General features: G+C 29.7%; 14 protein-coding genes and 1 pseudogene. 3 read left to right on the top strand and 12 right to left on the bottom strand.

Translation table 11 applies throughout. From position 1 onward, the window contains the following. Positions 1-8: 8 nt before the first annotated feature. The 9 genes from B5D16_RS05080 to B5D16_RS05040 all read right to left on the bottom strand — a co-directional run bounded on the left by B5D16_RS05080 (position 9) and on the right by B5D16_RS05040 (position 15,113). Entirely contained in the window at positions 9-413 is a 405-nt protein-coding gene (locus B5D16_RS05080) for an alpha/beta hydrolase (protein WP_159444284.1), read from the bottom strand. A 116-nt stretch (positions 414-529) separates the two neighbouring features. Continuing rightward, complete coding sequence (locus B5D16_RS05075) at positions 530-7,219, bottom strand: InlB B-repeat-containing protein (RefSeq protein ID WP_078765889.1); 6,690 nt, start codon at positions 7,217-7,219, stop codon at positions 530-532. Between the two features lie 24 nt (positions 7,220-7,243). Next, positions 7,244-9,052: an Ig-like domain-containing protein gene (locus tag B5D16_RS05070; RefSeq protein ID WP_159444283.1), complete on the bottom strand. Its 1,809-nt coding sequence runs from the start codon at positions 9,050-9,052 to the stop codon at positions 7,244-7,246. Positions 9,053-9,104: 52 nt separating this feature from the next. Then, on the bottom strand, positions 9,105-9,746 hold the full coding sequence (locus tag B5D16_RS05065) for a hypothetical protein (RefSeq protein WP_078765887.1): 642 nt from the start codon (positions 9,744-9,746) through the stop codon (positions 9,105-9,107). Next, positions 9,743-10,231 (bottom strand): hypothetical protein, encoded by a 489-nt coding sequence (locus B5D16_RS05060; protein WP_143405045.1) that lies wholly within the window; start codon positions 10,229-10,231, stop codon positions 9,743-9,745. The genes B5D16_RS05065 and B5D16_RS05060 overlap by 4 nt, the downstream gene beginning before the upstream one ends. Positions 10,232-10,737: 506 nt before the next feature. After that, on the bottom strand, positions 10,738-12,279 hold the full coding sequence (locus B5D16_RS05055) for a peroxiredoxin family protein (RefSeq protein WP_078765885.1): 1,542 nt from the start codon (positions 12,277-12,279) through the stop codon (positions 10,738-10,740). Between the two features lie 224 nt (positions 12,280-12,503). Beyond that, positions 12,504-13,511, bottom strand: coding sequence for a hypothetical protein (locus tag B5D16_RS05050; protein ID WP_159444282.1), 1,008 nt, complete (start codon positions 13,509-13,511; stop codon positions 12,504-12,506). Between the two features lie 215 nt (positions 13,512-13,726). Beyond that, positions 13,727-14,416: a GHKL domain-containing protein gene (locus B5D16_RS05045; protein WP_078765883.1), complete on the bottom strand. Its 690-nt coding sequence runs from the start codon at positions 14,414-14,416 to the stop codon at positions 13,727-13,729. Beyond that, on the bottom strand, positions 14,400-15,113 hold the full coding sequence (locus B5D16_RS05040; RefSeq protein ID WP_159444281.1) for a LytR/AlgR family response regulator transcription factor: 714 nt from the start codon (positions 15,111-15,113) through the stop codon (positions 14,400-14,402). The genes B5D16_RS05045 and B5D16_RS05040 overlap by 17 nt, the downstream gene beginning before the upstream one ends. A gap of 231 nt (positions 15,114-15,344) precedes the next feature. On the opposite strand from B5D16_RS05040, the gene B5D16_RS05035 reads away from it, so the two are divergent. Then, a complete protein-coding gene (locus tag B5D16_RS05035) occupies positions 15,345-16,121 on the top strand; it encodes a glycoside hydrolase family 25 protein (protein ID WP_143405042.1) in 777 nt (258 codons plus the stop codon). Between the two features lie 78 nt (positions 16,122-16,199). Here the strand turns inward: B5D16_RS05035 and B5D16_RS05030 are convergent, their stop codons facing one another. From B5D16_RS05030 to B5D16_RS12440, 3 genes and pseudogenes are all read right to left on the bottom strand, one after another. After that, positions 16,200-17,858 carry an InlB B-repeat-containing protein gene (locus B5D16_RS05030; RefSeq protein WP_078765881.1) on the bottom strand — a complete coding sequence of 553 codons (1,659 nt, stop codon included), beginning with the start codon at positions 17,856-17,858 and terminating at the stop codon, positions 16,200-16,202. 130 nt (positions 17,859-17,988) lie between these two features. Next, positions 17,989-19,329 (bottom strand): leucine-rich repeat protein, encoded by a 1,341-nt coding sequence (locus B5D16_RS05025; protein ID WP_078765914.1) that lies wholly within the window; start codon positions 19,327-19,329, stop codon positions 17,989-17,991. Positions 19,330-19,368: 39 nt separating this feature from the next. Next, a pseudogene (locus B5D16_RS12440) lies at positions 19,369-19,841 on the bottom strand (alpha/beta hydrolase). Positions 19,842-20,451: 610 nt separating this feature from the next. On the opposite strand from B5D16_RS12440, the gene B5D16_RS12795 reads away from it, so the two are divergent. Continuing rightward, a complete protein-coding gene (locus B5D16_RS12795; protein ID WP_078765913.1) occupies positions 20,452-20,772 on the top strand; it encodes a helix-turn-helix domain-containing protein in 321 nt (106 codons plus the stop codon). Positions 20,773-21,202: 430 nt separating this feature from the next. Next, positions 21,203-22,792, top strand: coding sequence for a hypothetical protein (locus B5D16_RS05005; RefSeq protein ID WP_078765878.1), 1,590 nt, complete (start codon positions 21,203-21,205; stop codon positions 22,790-22,792). Positions 22,793-22,927: the final 135 nt, after the last annotated feature.

Here is a 22,927-nt window from a genome sequence, read left to right as displayed (position 1 = left end):
TACTTATATTATACACCACCAACACCTAATGAGTGTCCACTCATATAGTAAGTATCATATTGATACTTACTAATAATTTTATCCGCTACATTTTTATCAAGTACCGCAAGATGAAAAGGCATATCCAAAAGGAATGTGTCAATCCCCTCCTTTGCGAGCTTATTCATCAGTCTTGCATATGCCTTTGTTTCAACCTTACCTCCCGGATAAAAAATCATCGCCTTATCATCACCAGGTCCATCAAAGAAATAACCTTCCTCGATCTCCTTAACAGCAACTTGATCATCACTCTTAATAAATTTATCCATCTCATCAGTAGCTCTATAGTATGAATTCAAATAATAAGTTGCATATCCAACAACCAATACTAAAAATATACATATTCCAATTAATACTCTCTTCTTCTTTCCCATATTGACATCTCCTGATATAAACATTAATAATATTATACCATATCCACATATAAAAGGGCAGAGACATAAGCCTCTGCCCTAAATCGATATAACCAAATATTAAGATGATATTTTACTTATTTAATCGTTACGCTAATAACTCTATAACAACCATTTTGAGTATAAACAAAGATTTTACATTTTCCTTTCTTTTTAGCAGTAATCTTTCCACTCTTAATATCAACCTTTGCAATATCAGAATCACTTGATTCAAATCTTACTCCTCGATGATCAGCTATACTCTTTCCTTTTGGAATATTAAGTTTGTATTTAACAGTAAATGTTTTTCCTTTCTTTAATGTTAATTTCTTATTAACAACATTTGTAAGATTTATTTCTTTAACATTACCAAATTTTCCACCTGCTGTTACAACATGAACTGCCTTAGCAGCTGTAATAACCTTCCCATCCTGATCTAACGCCAAACAAGTAAATTTATAATTTGTACTCTTTTTAAGTTTCTTTCCAGAAATCTTTTTAACTGTATACTTAAGTTTATTTACAGTTGCAATCTTTATGTACTTCTTGCCCTTTCCGCATACATTACCATAAATAACATACTTCTTAGCACTAGCAACTTTCTTCCACTTAAGTCCAACTGAATTCTCCTTAATTCCGTTAGTATTAAACTTCAATTTTCCAAACTCAATTTGCTTTAATGATTTTTCTTTGTTAAGTGCATTAATAACTTGTTCTAGAGATGGGTTGGTATTTGTTTTTAGTTCATCTGATTTCGTTTTATCAACTACATTTTCCTTGGTCTTCTGCGAATTATTATCTGTTTTATCATTCTTTGGCTTATCTACAGGTTTGTCGTCTGGTTTTTCTTCACTTGGATGTCCTTTAACAATAGTTACTTTTTCATCATATTTATAACCTGTTTTTTCCTCTTCACTTCCAACCAATTCTTCATCTTTAATATCTTCTCTAACATATAAAGTATTCAATTTATTATTTCTACAATCAAGATACTTCAAGTTATCATTATTTGATAAATCTAATTTTGTTATCTTATTATTACTACAATCTAATTCTTTCAAATTATTTAATTTTGTAACACCGATTTCATTAATATCATTATTTGAACAATTCAAATATTGTAAGTTAGTAAATAATTCACAACCTTCTATACTTAGTATTTTTTTGCCACTAACATCTATAGCTTCAATTATTTCTATATCTTCTTTACTAATTACACCATCTCCATCTTCATCAAACATCTCTGATATATAATTTCTAAAGTTCTCATCTGGGAAATTTTTACTATTGATTTCAACACTTCCATCGTTTTCATCAATTATTTCATCTGGTTTACCATCTTCTCCGTATACTCTATATTCAAGCAACTCTACATCCTTAAATGAAATAGCTCCATTTCTATCCACATCAGCTGCCATATATCTAGCTGTTCCAATATGTTCTTCCGTTATATTATCAGACCATATGTCATAGAATAAATCAATGTCGTTTTCATCAAATACACCATCTGCTGAAATATCTCCCGCGACAACTATATCGACGGTATCATCTACATTCTTCGCCTTTATCATATTTCCAGTAATAACATTATCATCATCTGACAATTCACCATTTTCTGATACAACAACTACTTCATTATCAAATTGTTTCTTTACATTTTTAACCGTCATTGTATCTTCAAGAACTATAAGATTTCGCTCTCTATCTAATTTTAATTCTGATAATTCATCAAGCATCAATTCATATTCTTTGTTTCCAGTAACGTTAATTTCTACAGACGCCCTCTCACCACTATCCAATTTAGCAGTAATTATAGCACTACCATTATGAATTCCTGTAATAAAACCATCCTCTACTTTAGCAACATTATCATTCGATGACCAAACAGTTGCATTAATATTTTCAATTCCGTCAACTTTAACTACATATCGACAACTAGTATTCGTAAAAATTCGAGTATTAGATAATTTTAATTCGACGAGATGCGCTTGTTCCCTTTCGACATAAACAGGATAAAAATCTGTGTTTTCTACTATATTATCAAGTCCTTTATCCCATCCTACAAATGTCATAGTTTCAATTATTGGCGCATCTATATCGTCAGCCGATTCACCATAGTAAACGCTATCTGTTTTCAACAAATTTCCATCATTATCAAAATATCTCACTTCATATTCTTTTGTCTTTTTAGATACATATAGTGTAATGTCATCTTCAACACGGTAATCATTTAGACTAACTGATTCAGTATATTCATCATCTTTATATACTCCAACAAATTCTTCAGATTCTTTTATATTATCACTTATCTCTTTAATAATCTTTGAACCTTTCTGTAGAATAATGTCATAAGTATAATTATCATAAACAAATGTAACAACACACTTATCGGATAAGTTATATCTATAAACTGTTGCCTTTTCATACTCCTCTACATCAGGTTTTTCAGTAGTCCATGGTGATGTTCCCTTAAGCACCCAAATCTTATATCTATACTTATATAACTTTGTTCCATCTACCAATTCTACCTGTTCAACTTCAGCATCACCAATTTTTTCTGGAAGACTTACTGCATATGTCCAATCCGTATACTCAACTTCATCTTCAAGTTTCATACCTTTTTCAACATACTGCGCTATTTCTTCTTCACTCATCACTTTAACAGTTTCCACATACCTATAACCTGTTGCACTTTCAAGTCCATATAATTCTCCCATAGTCTGAACTTCTTCAGGTAATTCGTCTCTAGTAACCCAATCCATATTTTCAACAGACTTATTAATAACATAGCAATATGTAACAACTTCACTCTCATTAGCCTTATCCCTAACTGCATATGCTTTTAGAATACAGCTATCTGTAATATCTATACTATCTGTATATAATTTTCCATATTCTTTTGGATCAGAACCATCAAGTGTATAGTAAACACTATCCTTTTCATTATCCACAGCAAATGTTACTTTTTGCTTTTTATCATAACTTGCTGATTTAAGTGAAGCCTCTGGAGCATATACAGTTGAAGCATATAACCAAACTGGTCTCAATTCTAAATTCTTCTTAATAGAATTGATTTGCTTCTTATCATCACACTTCCAATCATATACAATGATATCATCATCAGATAACAAATCTGCATCCATTAAATGTACACTATCACCATATTCATATTCTTCATATAAATATACCTCATCATTCAAATCGTAATAAGTTACTGAGAATACCTTCTTTTTAGCATTTGCTGTAACAACCATATCACTTGTAACCTTCTTATTTCCAGCAAATGATTCAGACCATATTTTATCATACGCATCATCATTTGACTCAACCTCTAAATTGTCAGGTTCTACAAGTGTCTGACCGTAATTATAGGCTTTGATTTCATAATCATCATTTACATAATCAATGTATGTAACGTTATAAGTATTTATCTTATAAACAGTTCTTATTGGATTACCACTTTCTAATGTATAATCCATATTTATATTTGTAACATCATTGTTCCATCCTACAAATGTGTACCCATCTTTATTCGGAACTTCTGGTACGATAGCCGTATCGCCTTCATTTACAATTTGACTATCTATTATTTCATCATTATCATCAACGAAATCAACTCGATATTTTTGTTTAGGAACCTTAAATTGCTCTGGATTACCAAAATTACTTTCATCCAACTTAATAACAACATCCGTTCCTTCAATACCTAATGTTGCTTCAAAATCTCCAGTACCATGTTCACCAGAACTTGGAGTTTCTCTTGGAATAAATTCAAATTCGAATTCACCACTATCACCTAACGTAACCTGACCAATATACTCTGTTGTATAATCAGAAGCATCGCCTTTCTTATATACGAAGCATATAGCCTGTCTACCGGCAAATTCATCTGAAACATTTCCAAATACTCTCATGGTATCTCCAACAATTTGATCACCATTTAATATTTCACCTTCCTGATTATTTACATATTTCCATCTATAAAGTTCTCTAGTTTGTACTTCTAATCCACCAGTCTCAACAAGTTTATCATCTTGCCAATTAGACCATGGTGAATAAATAACACCAGTATTCTTTAATGATGTATTCTCCCATGTATATCCTGGAATATCCTCATGTTCTTCTTTATCATTTACTTCTACTCTAGCATCTTTATATTGATACAATACTCTCGTTTCAACTTCCCTAGTATCTGATGGAGCTACATATGTATCTTGCCATCCACTCCAAGCTTTCCATTCTCTTGTTTTATACTTATATATAGTTTCCGATTTGTCATAATACCATAAACTATATCCTGTGTTTCCACAGTGTCCACTATGTGATGTTACATGACTATCTGTCACACAATATTTGCCCGGTGTTTGATATTGTGTTTTTCCACCTATATCACCATAATTAGCTGTCTTTGTTATTTTTGATGTATTTTTCCATACACATTTTCCTAAATTCTTACTAATAGTTGTTCCATTTTTTGAACCACTCTTAACTGAATCAACTCCATATGAACCATCAGTATATTTATTTATATAATGATAGTAATAATAATTTGTTGTCTGTCCAGTTATTGTAAGATACTTACTCTCAGTAGGCTTACTACTTGACGTTTTTTCACCACTCCATGCAGTCAAATCTCTATATCTATATTGAACTTTAGTATTTACTTTTCTAGTATCAGAAGAAATCACCTTATCTGTTGTAAAGGCACTCCAATTATTTGGCCAGTACATATGCTTATACGTTGATATCATACTTCTTTCTCTAGATCTATATTCAATTTTAGTTTCTAAATCCATAACATCATCTGTAGGTTTAACATCTGTCCATGCTGTTGTACAAAGTACATCAGACATTCCCGTACAATTAACTGTTAGTTTTTCAGAAATAGGAATAGTTCCTATCTTATGAATACTTGATGTATATGAATAATCATTAATTACATATATATCAGCTTTTGCAGCCTGTCCTGTATAAGGAATTGTAATCTTACCATTATATTCTGGTTTAGTCTTTGAGATAGTAAAAGCATCTGATTCAGTTGCTGTTAAAAGATTACCATCTTCCGTTGTAAGAGCAACTATAGCTCTTCCCGTAATATCTTCTTCATTTGTTGTATTAACTTTTACATTTACAGTATAAGAAGCTACTACACCATCATTTACATCCTGTTTTGCTGTTGCTGATACTATCTTTACTGGTAATGTTGGATTCTCCCAACTTGATACTGCATAAACATCCATATTAGATTTTACGCATGAAAAATCTTTATCCCAATTCATAAAAATATATCCAGGCTTTAATGGTATTAAAGATTTATCCGGCTCTTTAGCAGAACCCATATATTCTACTTGCTGTGAATTACCAATTATCTTTCCTTCAACATCATAAAATGTAACTTTATACTTATTTACTTTATATTTTGCTTTAACAACAGTATTGCTTTTAACTCCCTGATATTTTCCATCCCAGCCATCAAAAGTATATCCTTCACGTCCACTAGGAGCACTAGGTGCAATGGCATCTGAATTATACCTAATCTTCTGCTCAGACAATACTTTATCATCATAATCTACAAACTTAACTGTTACATCCTTCATAACATCAACATTCGCAGAATCGTAATAATCCCCATGAAATACATCATTTATAGGTTGAACTGATATCTTATATCTACCAGAATTATTTAAAGTTTCATAATATTCAGAACGTGTAACTTTTGTATTTTTATATACTCCACCATCTTTATATAATCTAACATTATAAGCAGTAGAATTCTTTACATCACTCCAATCAACATTCAAAGTTCCGCCAATTGGAATAGTATAACCTGATTTAACATTTAAAACGGGCTTATCAGTTATAGGTCTAAGTGTCAAATCACTATCCGACATAAACTGCATTTTTACCTGTGTTCCGGCTTTACAGGTAGCATTCAAATCACAATTCATCCAACCTTCATAAACCTTATTATCAGAACAATACCTTACTTTTCCCCAGAATTCTTTACTATTAGTTTGTGATACATAAACTAGCTTTCCAGCATCAACATAAGTTATTATTTTAGAATTTATATTCTTTTCTGTATAAATTGCTCTTGAAACTAATTTCTGTCCATTTTCATTATATGTTTTGAAGGTACCGTTTTTTACGTTATATACTTTATCAGTTATTACTGGATTATTTATAATTTTATTTGGAATTATATATATATATTGATTTTTGCTATTCTTTTTTAAAACATATTCATTTCCCCAATATTTTGTTTTATTCATCGCATATGTCTGATACTTTGGACTTATTGAATCAATAATTATAAAATTCGATTCTTTTAATTCATCGATAGAACTAACATTTTCATATCCAACTATAACCACATAATGTTGTTCTTTAGCCATTCCTTTTGGATTAACATAAACAACTACCGGTTTATTATTACGCAAATTTTCGTACACCTTTTTTAATACACTCTTTTTATCTTTATTGTTATAAAGTGTTAATCCTTTCCAGTTACAATTAACATTATATTGATTATCTCCATAATCATTAAAAGTGTACCATTTAAATGATTTTTTCTCTGCAATTGTTCTTGCATAAGCCGCAGAAAAGCAACTACAACTGTAAGAATATAAAGTTTGTTTTCCGACGCTTTTTATATCATTCCAATTTATATCCAAAACTTTACTATTAGAAGCAGCCTCTACTTTTTCGGGTTGAATTATATTTATTCCAGAAGCAACTACAACAACCGACATTATCATTGCTAAATACTTTCTAATTGTTTTCCCCATACTCAATCTCCTCCATTTTATTCACTACTCTATTTTCAAACTTATAACTCTATAACATCCGTTTTGTGTATAAACAAATATCTTACAACTACCTTTTTTAACAGCAGTTATCTTTCCCTTTTTAGCATCTACTTTTGCAATTTTAGAATTGCTAGACTCAAACCTTACGCCTCTATGATCTGCAATAATCTTTTTCTTAGGTTTATTCAATTTATACTTGACCGTGTATGTTCCTCCTGTTTTCATATTAAGCTTTTTATTATTAATATTTGTAAGATTTACTTCCTTAATATTTCCTAACTTTCCACCAGAAGTTGAAACATGTATAGTTTTAGCTGCTGATAATACACTTCCAAATTCATCTATTGCGAGACATGTAAATTTATAATTCTTTGCTTTCTTTAATTTTGTCCCATTAATCTTTTTAATTTTACATTTCAATTTATTAACACTTTTTATATACTTAAATTTTTTTCCTTTACCACACTCATTACCATAAATCACATACCACTTTGCGCCAGATACTTTCTTCCATTTAAGTCCTATTTCATTATTCTTTACTCCATCAGTATTAAATTTCAATTTTCCAAATTTTATTTCTTCAAGACTCTTTTCCTTATCCATAGCCGTTATAACTTGATCTGCATACTTTCCTACATTTTTATTAAATATCTTTATAGAATATTTTTCTGAACCACAGTAATAATCTCCTTTTATTTTAAAATAATAATTCTTACCTTTTTTTATATCGTAATAATATCGTTCTACTTTTGTTCTTGAATCCAATTCAACTTCATAAGAATCAATCGGTTTATAAGTATAATCATCATATACAAAAACATCTAATACAATCTCCCCCGACGAATAATCATGTTCAAATTCCATTTTTATTGCGCCATCTACAACAGCATTATAAATATAATAATCAACATCGTTTAAATAACTATAAGCTTCTTTCCCTATTATTCCATAATATTTTTGATTATTTTCAATAGGATTTGCTGTAACAAATGAATCATTAAATTCTTTTTCAATATATTCCGATGGTTCAAAATCAACTACAAGTTTATAACTATATCCACTACTATAATGATTTTGAATTTTAATATAATACTTAGAATTCTTAACTACACCAATATAAGGAAGTTCAATTATCTCACTATCAACAGACTCAATGCGCTTCTCCTGAATCTCTTCATATTTGCCATCATAATACATAAAATAAGTTATCGTCCAATCACAATCAGCATAGTTATGCAAAAACTTAATTTTCAATTTACCGTTATTTGGTGCTATAAATCTATAATAATCACAATCGCTTGAAAGATTAGCTGACCAATTTATAATACCTTCATACGTTCCTACATTAACATCTGTTGCTTCATCATAATAATCATTAAATTCACGCTCTATATATTCATTTTTTTGAAAATCAAACAAAAGATTATATTTCTCTGCAAAATAACCTGATTCAACATTTATATAATAAGTATATCCTTTAACTACTCCTACAAATGGCAATGTATAAACTTCACTATCTGTCGAACATACTTTTTTATATTGTACTTCTTCATATTTACCATTAACATACATATAAACATATATTCTCCAATCTGTATCACCATACGTATGCTTCAATGTTACTGTTAGTTTACCGTTATCTTCTGCTTTAAATTTATAATAGTCACTATCATCTCTTTCATTTATCTTTCCTATAACTTCATAACCACTATACACTGGCTGTGCTTTTTCATAACTATCATTATTCTCATGTTCATACACATCATAGGCATAAACCCTGCCACATGAAAATATACATAATAAAATAATCATTGTTAAAAACATTTTTTTCATATCATCATACACTCCCTTCTAATAAAATTTGTCACTTTCTATTTTCTTTAACATTTTCAATTAATTCTTTATTTTTTTTACATTTCTTTATCGCACTATAATATTCTTTCTTAGTTATCTTTTTACTATTTTTGTAGTATTCATATTTAATTATTAAACTATCTTCAAGCATTTCATATTTCTTATAAATTTTACCTTTCTTACTAATTCTATATACCTGTTCATTTTTACCTATTCTTTCATCAGTCCAAACTATATGTAAATGATTCTTATTACATACATATATTTCATATCTACCAGCCGCATTACAATCAACATTTATTCCATAATTTTCTTCCTTGTTATTACTACATTTTACCCTTTTGATTTTATTATCTTTATATCGATATATATTTACATATCCCATTTTGTATCCCGTAATATGATATGTTATTAATTCTAATACTCCATCAGAATTTATGTCAGCAATAATATATGATTTAACACTATTCTTCTTTTCAGTATTTCTCTTATACCAATCTCCCTCTTCAACTTCAAATAACGATTCGTTTTTTTGCAAATATTTATAATAAGTTTTTTTCACTTTTTTATTATCAGTTTCTTTGGCACAAACTGGTAACATAAATAATAATATATTTACTATAATCATTGTAAATAATAAAATTCTTTTCATAGACATCCTCCCTCTTCAACCTTTTCCATGTGTTGTAATCTATTAGAAGTCCCACAATAATAAGCTGGCTTTTCCGTGGTATCCTCGATCAATTCAGTATATTCTTCATCCGCATAAACCAAATAATCCACAGTATCATTAGTTGAATTATAAACTATTCTTCCATATCCACTGCTGTACACAACATGCGTTCCCCAACCTGATGCCACATCACCCCAATATGTGCTATAATATATGCCAAATTCAGTATCTCCTTCATCTACATAACCACAGTCATATGAATATGTTCCATCTCCATTATTAGTCATAATATTTGAATACTCTAGATTACTAACAAATCCAACAAAATAATCATAATCCTCAACCTCAACTGGAACATAATTTAAACTTGTAACCACCAATACCATAATAATCATTTCAGAAATATATTTTCTGATTTTCAAACACATATCCCCATACATACCATCTTCCTCCTCATATCTCATTAGTCTCAATTTTTAAAAATGACTTATATAATTTCATTTTTTCAAAAATGTTCTTTGACATTACATAATATAGATGATATTATGATAATATAAAAAGGTACTACCGATAGACGGTTAGTCCTGTTAAAAGTAATTATATAGAATAATCGCTCGACAGCACCGGGCGGTTATTTTTTGCTTTTCTGAGCTAAAGTGTAGCCTAAAGCTATGCAAGTTATTATCAAACTTACAATACTTATAAAAGTATCAACTGTTAGCATAAGCATCACCCCCTTTTCTTTATATTTCCTAAGCAAATGCTTAAGATTTACAAAGTACTTGGAGGCTTCCTCCAAGTAAAAATGGAGGACTAACCGCCTACCGTTTATGGTAGTACCCATGTAGATATTGTATCGAATTTACGTTCGATTTTCAAGTTTTATTTGTTAATTTGATCTAGTTATATTTAATATCTACATGGGGTTACTCCTTAAGTTTTTATAAATTATATTTTTTTATTCTAATAATTAATATGTCTTAACCTTCTTCACATCTGACCACTCACCATATTTTTTCTTTCCATCAGCAACCTTATAAGCCCTTACTCGTACATAAATATTTCTTTTACCTTTAAGTTTCTTAGCTGAAAGAGAATATGTTTTCTTATTACCTGCTACAGTCTTTTTAACAAGATAATTCTTATTAAGAACCTTTGCACCTGCTTTTGCATCATATACTCTTATTACAATTCCTGCTGCTTCACTTTGAAGTTTCTTACTAAGCTTAATCTTAGTTTTTTTCCCGTTTATACTCTTTGTTGCTGAGGATATCTTTAATTTATTCAACTTCTTATTATTTAGATTAATCTTTGAATCGGAATTAATATCATTTTCACACTCATCTCCGATACAGGTTTTATCCTCACTCATATCATAACACTCATCTCCAATACATGTAGTTCCATCACCTTTTGCTTTATAATTCTCTATATCGCCCAATATCCATTGATATAAATATTCTGAGTATCCAACATAATATCCTATTATCTTATTGTCTGCTCCAATAATTACAGTCGTAGGAGTATATATTCTTGAATCACACCTTAGATATTCCATATATTTTTCTCCCACATCATTAGTATCTTTACAAACATCCATATTTAAATTGGTATATTTATCCGAAAAACCTCTTTTTAATGCCTCAAGAGAATAATCATAAATATCAATCACTGCAATATCTATATCTTTATACGATTCAAAATTATTATTTAAACCTTCTAGTTCACTATGACAATAACTACAATAAGGTTGTGCAAAAATCAATATTTTGCTTTTTCCATTAGACCTTGTTGTTGCGAGTGTTCCTCCCACCGTTTCAAAAACATAATCCAAATTATCACATGGCAATGTAGTTTTCGAACAGTTTTCGCCAATCTCGTTTCCATTATATTCTCTACAATCTTTACAAACTACGCACTCTGGAAATAGTTCACAAATCCTTTGATCTATGTTCATCACATCAACAATATTTGTCATTTCTACATCAAGTACTTCATTTGAAGCTGATATATAAACTACAACTGGATAATAAAAAACAGTCTGACATTCACCATTATCATCACATAATTGAACCAACTTATCTGGAGCAAATGTAACAAAATAATTAGATAAATAATATGTACAATACTCCGTTGTTGCTGCCATTACCTGTAAACCATCAATGTTTTTATATTGTTCCTCAATTGTATGCAATACATCTGTTTCTTCAAATGAGATAGACTCTTCAATGTAATATAAATCAACACATGAATGGCCTTTATAACCACTCTCTAATTTTTTCATCACATCATCTGTATACCTATTATTATATCCGCCAAATATCATCACCTTTGGTTTACCCGTACTAACAGTACTAAATTCATTACCATTAGCATCGTAAAAATAAAATTCAAAATTACTTTGTTCCGTTTCTGGATTTGCAAAAACCAAATCACAAAAACAATTCATTTGCGAACATAACATAGAAATAATCATTATCACTGATATCATTTTTCTTTTTATTTTCAACATACTACCTTCCTCCTATTTTTTTAATTTCCCCAAGATTCTCATTTTATCTATCTATTTCATTTTATTAATCGCAAAATCATTTTTATACATTTTGCACAATAACATACAGATTATTCTATATATATTATAATATTTATACAACCAGCAAGGGAGACTTACTACGTTTTCTGACTATATTCCTTCAAAAAAAGCAGACCTAAGAAATAACTTTGGTCTGCTTTTTTCTATTTCACCAACATAATATTCGTATTCAAACATGCTAACCCTTCGGTTATGGTCATAACCACATCTGCATCATTCTCTATAAACACGTTTCTTATATTCTGAACATTATTCTTTTGTTTTCTTTTAACTCTTCCAATTCTCTTACCCATACTTATGTCTTGTTCAATACTTATTATAAAAGTATTCTTAATAAATCTAAAACTTAAGATCATATATTTACATTTGGAGTTATCAAGTATAAGTGTTTTTATAATACTAATTAATTGATATCTGTCCAAATAATCGGCCATACTTTCTTTATTATTACTTGAAATTTCAAAAGGAATTCCCTTTTCATCATACTCTTTTTGAAGATTATTCAAAAACAAATCAACCACATCGTCCCCAAGCAAGACTCTAGAATATAACAACTCTTCCTTCTTGTTATTTATATGCTGCTTATCATCAGTATACAATTTAGATAGTTGCTCTTTTATCTGGGCATTATTAATTTTTATTCGTTCTATCTCACTTTTCTGATATCTATTAATGATAATAACAAAGAAAATGATAGCAACAGCAAATGTAACCAAATCACCAATAAAAAATAAAATTGTCGCCGATTTAATATTTCCATTTACTAAATCGCTCAATTTCATAATACCATCTCTGACAAAAGATCCCAAAAATGAAATAATAAACACTATATATGCGACTATTTTATACCTAAGTTTTCCTTGAGAATTAGAAGTGTTAATAAATCTTCTAAGCAATATCGGAACTGAAATATACAAAATCACATACATAACCAACATATAAATATACGATGGCATAGGATAATTCTTATAGTAAAATATATATGCATTTTCAGATGCTTTTACAAAAGGCAAACTACTTCCTATTGCACAAGCTATAGTTTCAGTTACACTTGCAGATAGTACAAGAATAATAAAATTTAAGTAAAAATCGCCTACTCCACAATATCCTAAAAGTCCAATCAAAATAAAACATTGAAGTAATCGCATCATAACCTCAATAAACATTCCATGTGGGCTGTCCACCTCACATAAATATACATAAATATCATAATACGAGATAAAAACCATTATCATAAAATAAAGCAACCAAAATATTATAAGTTTCATCTTTCTTCTGTTGCTATTAAATAAATATGTTATTATCCACATATGAAAAAACGTAAACAAAAATAAAATAGGTACTATTCCAATATGTTGAGACATAATTACTCCTTAATCACTATAAATTCCATATTAACACACACTTCATTTCCTTTATCAATCCACTCTATGTCCCCAGCAAATGAATCAACAATTTCTTTTACAATTTTAATTCCATATCCGTGTGTATTACCATCATCACTCTTATCACTTATTCCCTCTTTAATATCTTTACAGGCAGATTTATTATTTCTAACTCTTACAAAAAAAATATTTTTTTCTTTAAATAAATTTTCAAATTCGACTCTAACAAATCCTCCTTTCCCCGCTCCTCTTATGGCATTATTAATCAAATTAGCCCATAATCTTAATACGTCAATCTGATTAAACTTATTAAAAAAAGGGGATTTATCAAATCCAGACACAAAAAAATCTATTCCACTATCATTTGCATATTTTGTTTTTTCTTCTAGCAAATATTCAATAGCGTTCTGATTATTATTTGTCAGATATTTTCGGATTTCTGCTTCATCATGCATTATGTATTTATAATCTGTATCACGTCTGTCCAAACTACTTTTATTATTTGCTATACAATCCACTAATTCTTCATAGATCTTCTTTTGTTCATCAAATTCCAATTCACATTTTTTCTTTATCTTTTTAATCTTAAAAAAAACGTATATTTCAAATAATAATACAGATACAAACATTATTAATAATACAATAATAATTGTTTTATATGCGCTTAACATTATAGTTTAAAAACCTTTCCATAAATGATGTCTTTTTTGTTCGACCAATAGGGATTATTTCACCATTATTCATGGTAATTTCATCACCCTTAATACTTCTTATTTTTTCCAGATTTATTGCATAACTACCATGACATCTAACAAATGACTGCCCCATCTTTTTGCCCAATCTGTTTATGGTATCATAAATTGGATAAGAATCTGAATCAGTAACCATATCAACAACCTGACCACTTCTTTTAAGATATAATATATCTTTTGTTTTTATATAAAGTTTTTCACCACAATATACTACTTCAACATATTCATGTTCCTTGTTATCTTTTAATACCAATATTGCTTTATCAAGCGCTCTCTTCAAGGTAATATGTCTATTCTTTTTCAACACAAAATAACAATGTTCACTTTCATATACATCCTCACAATACTCTAATATCTCAGTTAAAAATATAACTGGACATATCGCATATTTCTCATTTATTTTATGTGCAATATCAATACCGTTAAAATCCTTAATATGGTACTCAATATCCAAAATGGCAATATCTGCCTCAAAATCCCCATCATTTAAAAGAAACATTGCATTTTCCGGAGATAGTATCATTACACTACTTTCCTCTATTGTTAAAATATTAGAAACTTCCTTTTTTATCTCTTCTGCAATCTTATGGTCATCCTCAACAATAACTACCTTCATAATAACCTCCATGTAACCAATGTTTTTATTATGTCATCACACTAATCTCTTTTACTCTTGTATTTTTAATCGTATCATATTCCTTTATAATATGCACCTCTCCTATCAAAAAATGCTATTATTCATTCATATTCGCATTTAATCACTCCACACGACATAAATGAAATATTGACGCATACTTCTCTTTTAGTTATACTACATACGGTAATACATAAGAATAGAGGAAGAATTATGGGTAAAAAAAGCATAGATGAAATTACAACAAAGATTAATATAAATGAGACAATTAAAAATAATAAAAAACACTATCATAAGGCTAAGATGCCTCTTATAATTTGTGGTAGTTTATTTATAATAGCACTTATAATAATTAACTTTAAACCATTTGCTAAGATACAATCAAAAAACTACTCCGTACGCGGTATTGATGTCTCACATCATCAGGGTGATGTTAACTGGAAGCAGGTATTAGAGGAAGATATCGATTTTGTATATATTAAAGCAACTGAAGGAAGTTCATATGTTGATGAGTGCTTTGAGAAAAATAAAGAAGCTCTTTCATCTGAAAGATTTGCATTTGGAATGTATCACTTTTTTAGTTTCGATAGTTCACCTAAGAAACAGGCAAAACACTTTATTAAAACAGTAGGTGATTTAAAAGGACATCTTGTTCCAGTAGTTGATGTTGAATATTATGGAAAATACCAAAAGAATCCACCTAAAAAAGAAGAAGTACGCAAAACCGTACAAACCATGCTTGACTTGTTAGAAGAAGAATACAATGTTAAGCCTATGATTTATTCAACCACTCCATTTTATAATAAATATTTAAATGGAAAATTTGATGATTATCCATTATGGATTAGAAATGTGTATTTCAAGCCACCATATGATTGGACTATTTGGCAGTATACAGATCATTTAAAACTTGATGGTATAAACGGAAAAGAAAAATATGTTGATTGTAATGTATTTAATGATCGATTAGAAAGATATATCATAAAATAAACTAAAACCAGGAAGATGTGATTTCTCCATTTTATTTATGGAGTCTAACGCATTTTCCTGGTTTTTAACTATTATATTTTATTTAACCTTTATCTTCACTGTTACCGTCTTAGATGCTGATTCAAATTTATCATCACCTGCTGCAGTAACTAAAATCTTTATCTTATATGTCTTCTTCTTAAGACCTTTCTTTAATGTTATCTTTCCTGTTTTTTTATTAATAGATATCTTCTTATTCCCTAATACCTTCTTAAAAGTAACTTTTCCTTTTGCATCAGTAATCTTAAATGCTTTTTTCTTAGTTATAGTCTGTGCTTTCTTTTTTAGTTCCTTATATTTTACTGTAACAGATTTAGCTTTTACTTTAAGAGTATTTGCTGATTTAACTACAGTTGTATTATTAGTTGAACCAGCATCTTTTACTTTATTGTCATTTGTTTTACCTGATGAATTTGACGGATCCTCTATTTGAGTTTCTCCACCAATTTTTTCCCATTTTGCATACATCCTACACGAGCGCTGCTCTCTAGTCAATCTTATTGAATTTCCATATCCACCAAGATAAGAAACAATATTATCTGCTGTTACTTCTTCAGTATAATCTTTATCCTTAAACCAACCTTTAAATTCATAGCCATCTCTAGTTGGAGTAAATGTTCCATCTGTCATATATGTTGGATAATTCTCAGTTACAATGTTATTCTTATTTGCATCTTCTCTAATAATCTTTTCCTTACCATCTATAAGACCACCACAAGCATCTAATGTAAGTGTTCTAGCTGGATCCATTCTAAACTCAAATTTAATCCAATCATCATATGTTCCTAACATTCCACTTCCACTACTCTTACTATATCCTAATTTTGGATAATAGTTTTCAATAACATTTGCCATAAATGGTGCTCCACTTTCAGCATTTAAATTATACTGTGGACTACCATCGTATTGATTAACTGTACCATTTGTACTAAGAGCAAATCCTTCAATATAAGGTCTACATATTGAATACGCCAACTTATTTTCAGTTATATTTTCCAATGCATCTTCAGCATATATTATATCAGGATTTTCCTTTTCATAAATAGCGCTAGCCAACGCTTCTTCACCAACTGAAACAAAGCCATTATCATAATAGGCAGCATCATAATATACTTTACAATATCTTGGCATACTATAATAATTTAAATAATTCATGCAATAAGCTATATGCCTCTTGTTACCTTGTGGATCATTTGAATCATCAACTTCCTCAGTTGAATAACCTCCGCCACCTTTTGAATATATCTTTACCATATCCTCGCCTATAATTTTAAATCCCGTTATAAACTCATTTGTGTGCTCATCATCATTAACCCGACCATATCGTTCAATATTAGTTACTTCAATTGGTCCCTCTGATGTAACTCCAGTAACACCATCATTTTCAAATACAAATCCCTTAAGAGTTTCAATGGTTCCGTTTTGCGTAAAATCAATACTTTCTCCAATAACAACCATACTATCCCCTGGATACATAGGTGGCAAATCATTTATGGAATTCCATGTTTCCTCTGATTTGTCATTTGTAATTGTAATAGTATTATAATCTAATGTATAAACTGTTGCTTCGTGTTCTTTCACAGGTCCTTTTGAAACAGAAGCTTCTGCATTCCCCTGTGGTATAGACATTGTAAAAGCCAATATTGCACTGGTTAACAATGCTATTTTCTTTTTAAATATTCTACCTTTCTCCTTCATTAAATCACCCCATTTTCCTAAATTTAAGATACGTTATATCTTATAAATATAATAACATATTTGTAAGCATTTTTATACTCTATACTTATTTTAAAAATGCAGCGAAACTCAATGTTTCACTGCATCTTTTTTATCTATAAATAATCTCAAATTTATTAGTTTTTGATTTTTCAATCAATCTCTTATATTTCTTATATTTTCCTTTTGGTATATAGAATAATAATTTCTTTCCGCCACTTCTTCTAAATGCGAACTTTTCAATCTTACTAATCTTTTTCGATTTTATGTAAACTTGTTTTAGCTTATTACACTTTTTAAAGGCATTTACTCCAATAGTCTTTACATTCTTACCTATTGTTACTTTCTTTAATTTTTTCATTTTAGCAAATGCAATATCATCAATAGCAATGACTTTATACTTTCTACCATTATATTTTATATAATCCGGAATATTAATTACTTTTCGTTTTTTATACTCTTTCTTACTCTTGCAAGAATATACCTTCAAAACAGTTTTGTTTTTCTCATACTCAGTAACATATTTTATTTCCTTGTAATTAAAATATACTTCATTAGTAAGATATGGATTCTTTTTATACTTAGATGGAATATTCAACGATTTACTAGGGTAATAGAAATTTATGTATGTTGAACTCTTCACTTCTGAATTTTCATCTTTTTGTATGCCACTAGAATCATCTTTTTCTTTAATATCCCATTTCGTTCTATCAATTTCGATAAGATAAATCCTTCCATCATTCTTACTAATATAATATTTTGTTTCAATTTTTATTATTACGTCTTTCCCTTCGAATCCTGAAAGAGCATTCTTATAAAAGAGTGAATTCTTCATGGTCTTATCAAAAGTAGGAAACTCCTTCATATTAATCTCACTAATATGCGAAATGACTTTACAATCAACACCTACACCTGAACAATCAATGTTTTTATCAGTATTTCTAATATATTCATCTAATAAAACTTTTGTATTTACCTCAGGATCATAATTATCTACTTCCTTTTCTAAATAAAAATCCAAGGATAATAAATCTTTCTCTGTATCTCCATTTTCATCAAGCGTATACATATATTGCTTTCTTAATTTATTATATTCATACCTAAATTTCTTATTAACATCAAACCAATATTCTAGAGTTTTCTGTGTACCTAATTTTGTATCAAGTACATATTCATTCATATGCATAATTTTATTTTTGGTATCTTCACATATGTTTCTTCTTATTTTGTATCCTTCTTTTATAGTAGCACCAACTTCTGCCTCTGCTCCAAATATTTCTGATTTAGATGTTTTATCTTTTGCCTCATTAAGCATACTTATAATAGTAGCTCTACTATCATTTTCCTCAGCATTAATACTTCTACTCATTCCATCGGAACAAAAAGATAAAATACCAATAGCCATACAAAGAATAGATAATGAAATTCTTCTATTAATATTTTCTTTTCTCATAACCACTTATTATCTCCTTAAATTATTTATACTTTTTTATTATACACCACCAACACCTAATTTTTTTAATTCATCCAAATATTTTATATTTTCTTCAACTGTTCTCCCTACCTGTTCATCAACAATAATAGTTGCTTCTCCATCACCCTTTTGCTTTCCATAATCAGCAAATGACGCATGATTACCACCATCAATTACTATTTCTTTAAAAATCTTCTTAGTAAATAAATCAGAACTAATTTCATCTATTTTATTATAATCAATAAATTGCTCATAATAGTTTTCTTCTGCCTTTTCATATTTCTTCATATTAAGCACTTTATCATTACTTCCATATATACTTAACACATTAAAATGACCATCACACCACCTAGTGAATGTCCACCCATATAGTAAGTATCATATTGATACTTACTAATAATTTTATCCGCTGCATTTTTATTAAGTACTGCAAGACGGAAAGGCATATTCAAAAGGAATGTATCAATTTCTTCCTTTGCAAGCTTATTCATAAGTCTTGCATAAGCTTTAGTTTCAACCTTTCCACCTGGATAAAAAATCAATGCCTTATCATCACCAGGTCCATCAAAGAAATAACCTTCCTTAATCTCTTTAACAGCAACTTGATCATCACTCTTAATAAATTTATCCGCCTCTTCACTTGATCTATAATATGTATTCAAATAATAAGTTGCATATCCAACAACCAATACTAAAAATATACATATTCCAATTAATACTCTCTTCTTCTTTCCCATATTGACCTCTCCTGATATAAATGATATTATCATTCCAAGAGGTGTTACCGATAAACGGTTACTCGTATTATAGTAAAAGAATGATCGCGCAATTACGAGGTGGCGATCATTTTTTTGTGATTAATAACACCTACATTTATATTATATCATATAAATATATAAAAGAGCAGAGACCTAAGTCCCTGCCCTCAAATCGATATAACCAAATCATATGATGTTATATGCTATTTTTACTCATCGTATATTTCAAAGGATAATTCAAGCTCACCCACTTTCCATTAAACTATATAACGAAGAAGCAACTCCGTTAACACTACGAGAAGCAGAAGACTCAATCAAATTAATCGTTGTATAAAAAACATCTATCCATTCATCAATATTACTATTTTTTTCTACTTGTCCTACACACGCATTTGCTGAAAAGATAGGTGTAACACCACAATTTATATCCGATGTTGAAAGAGCAGTCGTTGGCATATCTGTTCCAACTTTAAAGAAAGTATGTTTAACTCTTGGTTGTTCTAGCGACTTTCTAATATTCGGTAAAGCAGATTCTTCATATTTATCATCCATAACTCAAAAAATCCAATACATGAGCGAGGGGCAGCTTAAAGCTGCTGAACAAGTAATAGATATTATGGCAGACTCTATACCCAAAAATGATAAAGATAAAGATAAAAAATAAACCTTTGGTTAGTTAAACTAATCAGAGGTTTTTCTTATATTGACATTAATATTTCTATTTGTTATTATTAGGTTAGCGAAGGGTGTTACCGATAGACGGTTTACACCTTTGGTTGGTTAAACAAATAACCGTTCCAAGGGATTAAAACAGTATAGGAACGGTTATTTTTTTGTGTGTAAATTACCAAGTGTAATTCCAAATACTATGCAAGCAATCATTAAGCTTGCTATAGACACAAAAGAATCTGTACTCATCATTTGCATCACCTCCTCTCCTTTATAATTCCTATCTATTGCTTCTAAATTTAAAAAACACATTTTCTACAAATCTCTTTCACAAGTTGTTCACAATTAACATTTATGATTTAAGCATAGAGAACAACAAACATGCTTTTCAAAAGCATCTATATTTAAGAAAGAGAGAAAAAAATATGAAGAAAAAGAGATTAGAGAGATTATATTCAAACCTCAAAAGGAAATTTATAATTCCTGCTATCACAATTACAATGGTAACAACAATGTTAACAGCATGTAATTCTACTTCCAATAAAAATGACAACACTACGAAAGCAACTGCATCTACAACAAATACAACAGATGCATCTAGTGAAAAGAACGAAACCATCAAAAATACAAACGATGGTGAGCATGCCATTGAAGTTGACGGTAAGAAAGCTTCCTACGAGAATGTTAATGTTACTAAAACTGGTGACTCTAGTGAAAATGATGAGGCTGATTTTTACGGAGATAATTCAGCAGTATTTGCTACAAATAAGGCAACTTTAGATCTTAGTAACATAAACGTTTCAACGAATGGGGCCCATGCAAATGCAGTTTTCTCTTATGGCGAGGGAACAACTGTTAATATATCGGATTCAACTATTGAAACATCTGGCAATTGTTCAGGTGGATTGATGACAACAGGTGGCGGCACAATGAATGCCACTAATGTAACTATAAAAACCTCCGGTAATTCATCAGCTGCCATCAGATCCGATAGAGGAGGTGGAATCGTAACAGTAACAGGTGGCTCTTTTGAGACATCTGGAACTGGTTCACCATCAATATATTCAACGGCTGATATCACAGTTAATGATGCAACTCTTACTTCTAATACTTCTGAAGGAATTGTCATTGAAGGTAAAAATTCAGTTAGTCTTAACAACTGTAATTTAACAGCAAATAACACTAAACATAATAGTGATAAATCTAATGTTTATAAAGGAATCATGATTTACCAGAGTATGTCAGGTGATGCTGATAACGGAAAGTCAGCATTTGCCGCAACTGATGGGTCAATTACTAATAAAAAAGGTGATGTATTCTTTGTAAATAATACATCAACCGATATTAATCTTGAAAACGTTACAATAACAAATGAAGATACAACTGGTGTTTTCTTAAGAGCCGAAGCTGCTGGTTGGGGCAATGAAGGAAGCAATGGTGGCAAGGTTAATCTTAATGCAACGAACCAGGCCATTGATGGCAACATTATCGTTGATGATATTTCAATTTTAAATATGTACCTTAAAGATGGTAGTTTATATACTGGTGCAATAAATGCAGATAAATCGTCCGGACAGATTTATGTTGAACTTGATGAAAATTCAACTTGGACTCTTACAGGTGATTCTTATATCAGTGGACTAACATGTAGTGAAAAATCAATTAACCTTAATGGACATAAATTATACATTGACGGAAAAGAATATAAAGAAGGAAGTGCTTCTACTGGTGAAGCTATAGAAATAAAAGAAGAAGCAAATACAAATGGTAACAGTCAGGGTATGGATAAACCAGACGGTAATCCACCAAGCGGTGAGAAGCCTGATGGAGAACCTCCTGAAAAACCAGATGGTTCAAATGATAACAAACCAAGTGGTAACCCACCTGGAGATGGTGAGACTCCACCAGCCAAACCTGATGGTGATAATGCACCACCTGATAAAACTGATGGAAATTCAAATAGTAATTCAAATAATAATTCAAATAATAATTCAAATGATAGCTCAACTACCTAATATAAAAATTTGATTTTTTCATTTATTATTCCTTTCAAATTTTATACATACCTCTCCTTTCAAGATACCTCATTAAATGGGGTATCTTTTTTATTGTAAAATATACCTTTTTAACATATAATTATATATGTTAAC

The organism is Eubacterium uniforme (genome assembly GCF_900167115.1).
GTDB lineage: Bacteria > Bacillota > Clostridia > Lachnospirales > Lachnospiraceae > Eubacterium_S > Eubacterium_S uniforme.
This window is presented reverse-complemented; position numbering and strand designations above follow the sequence as displayed.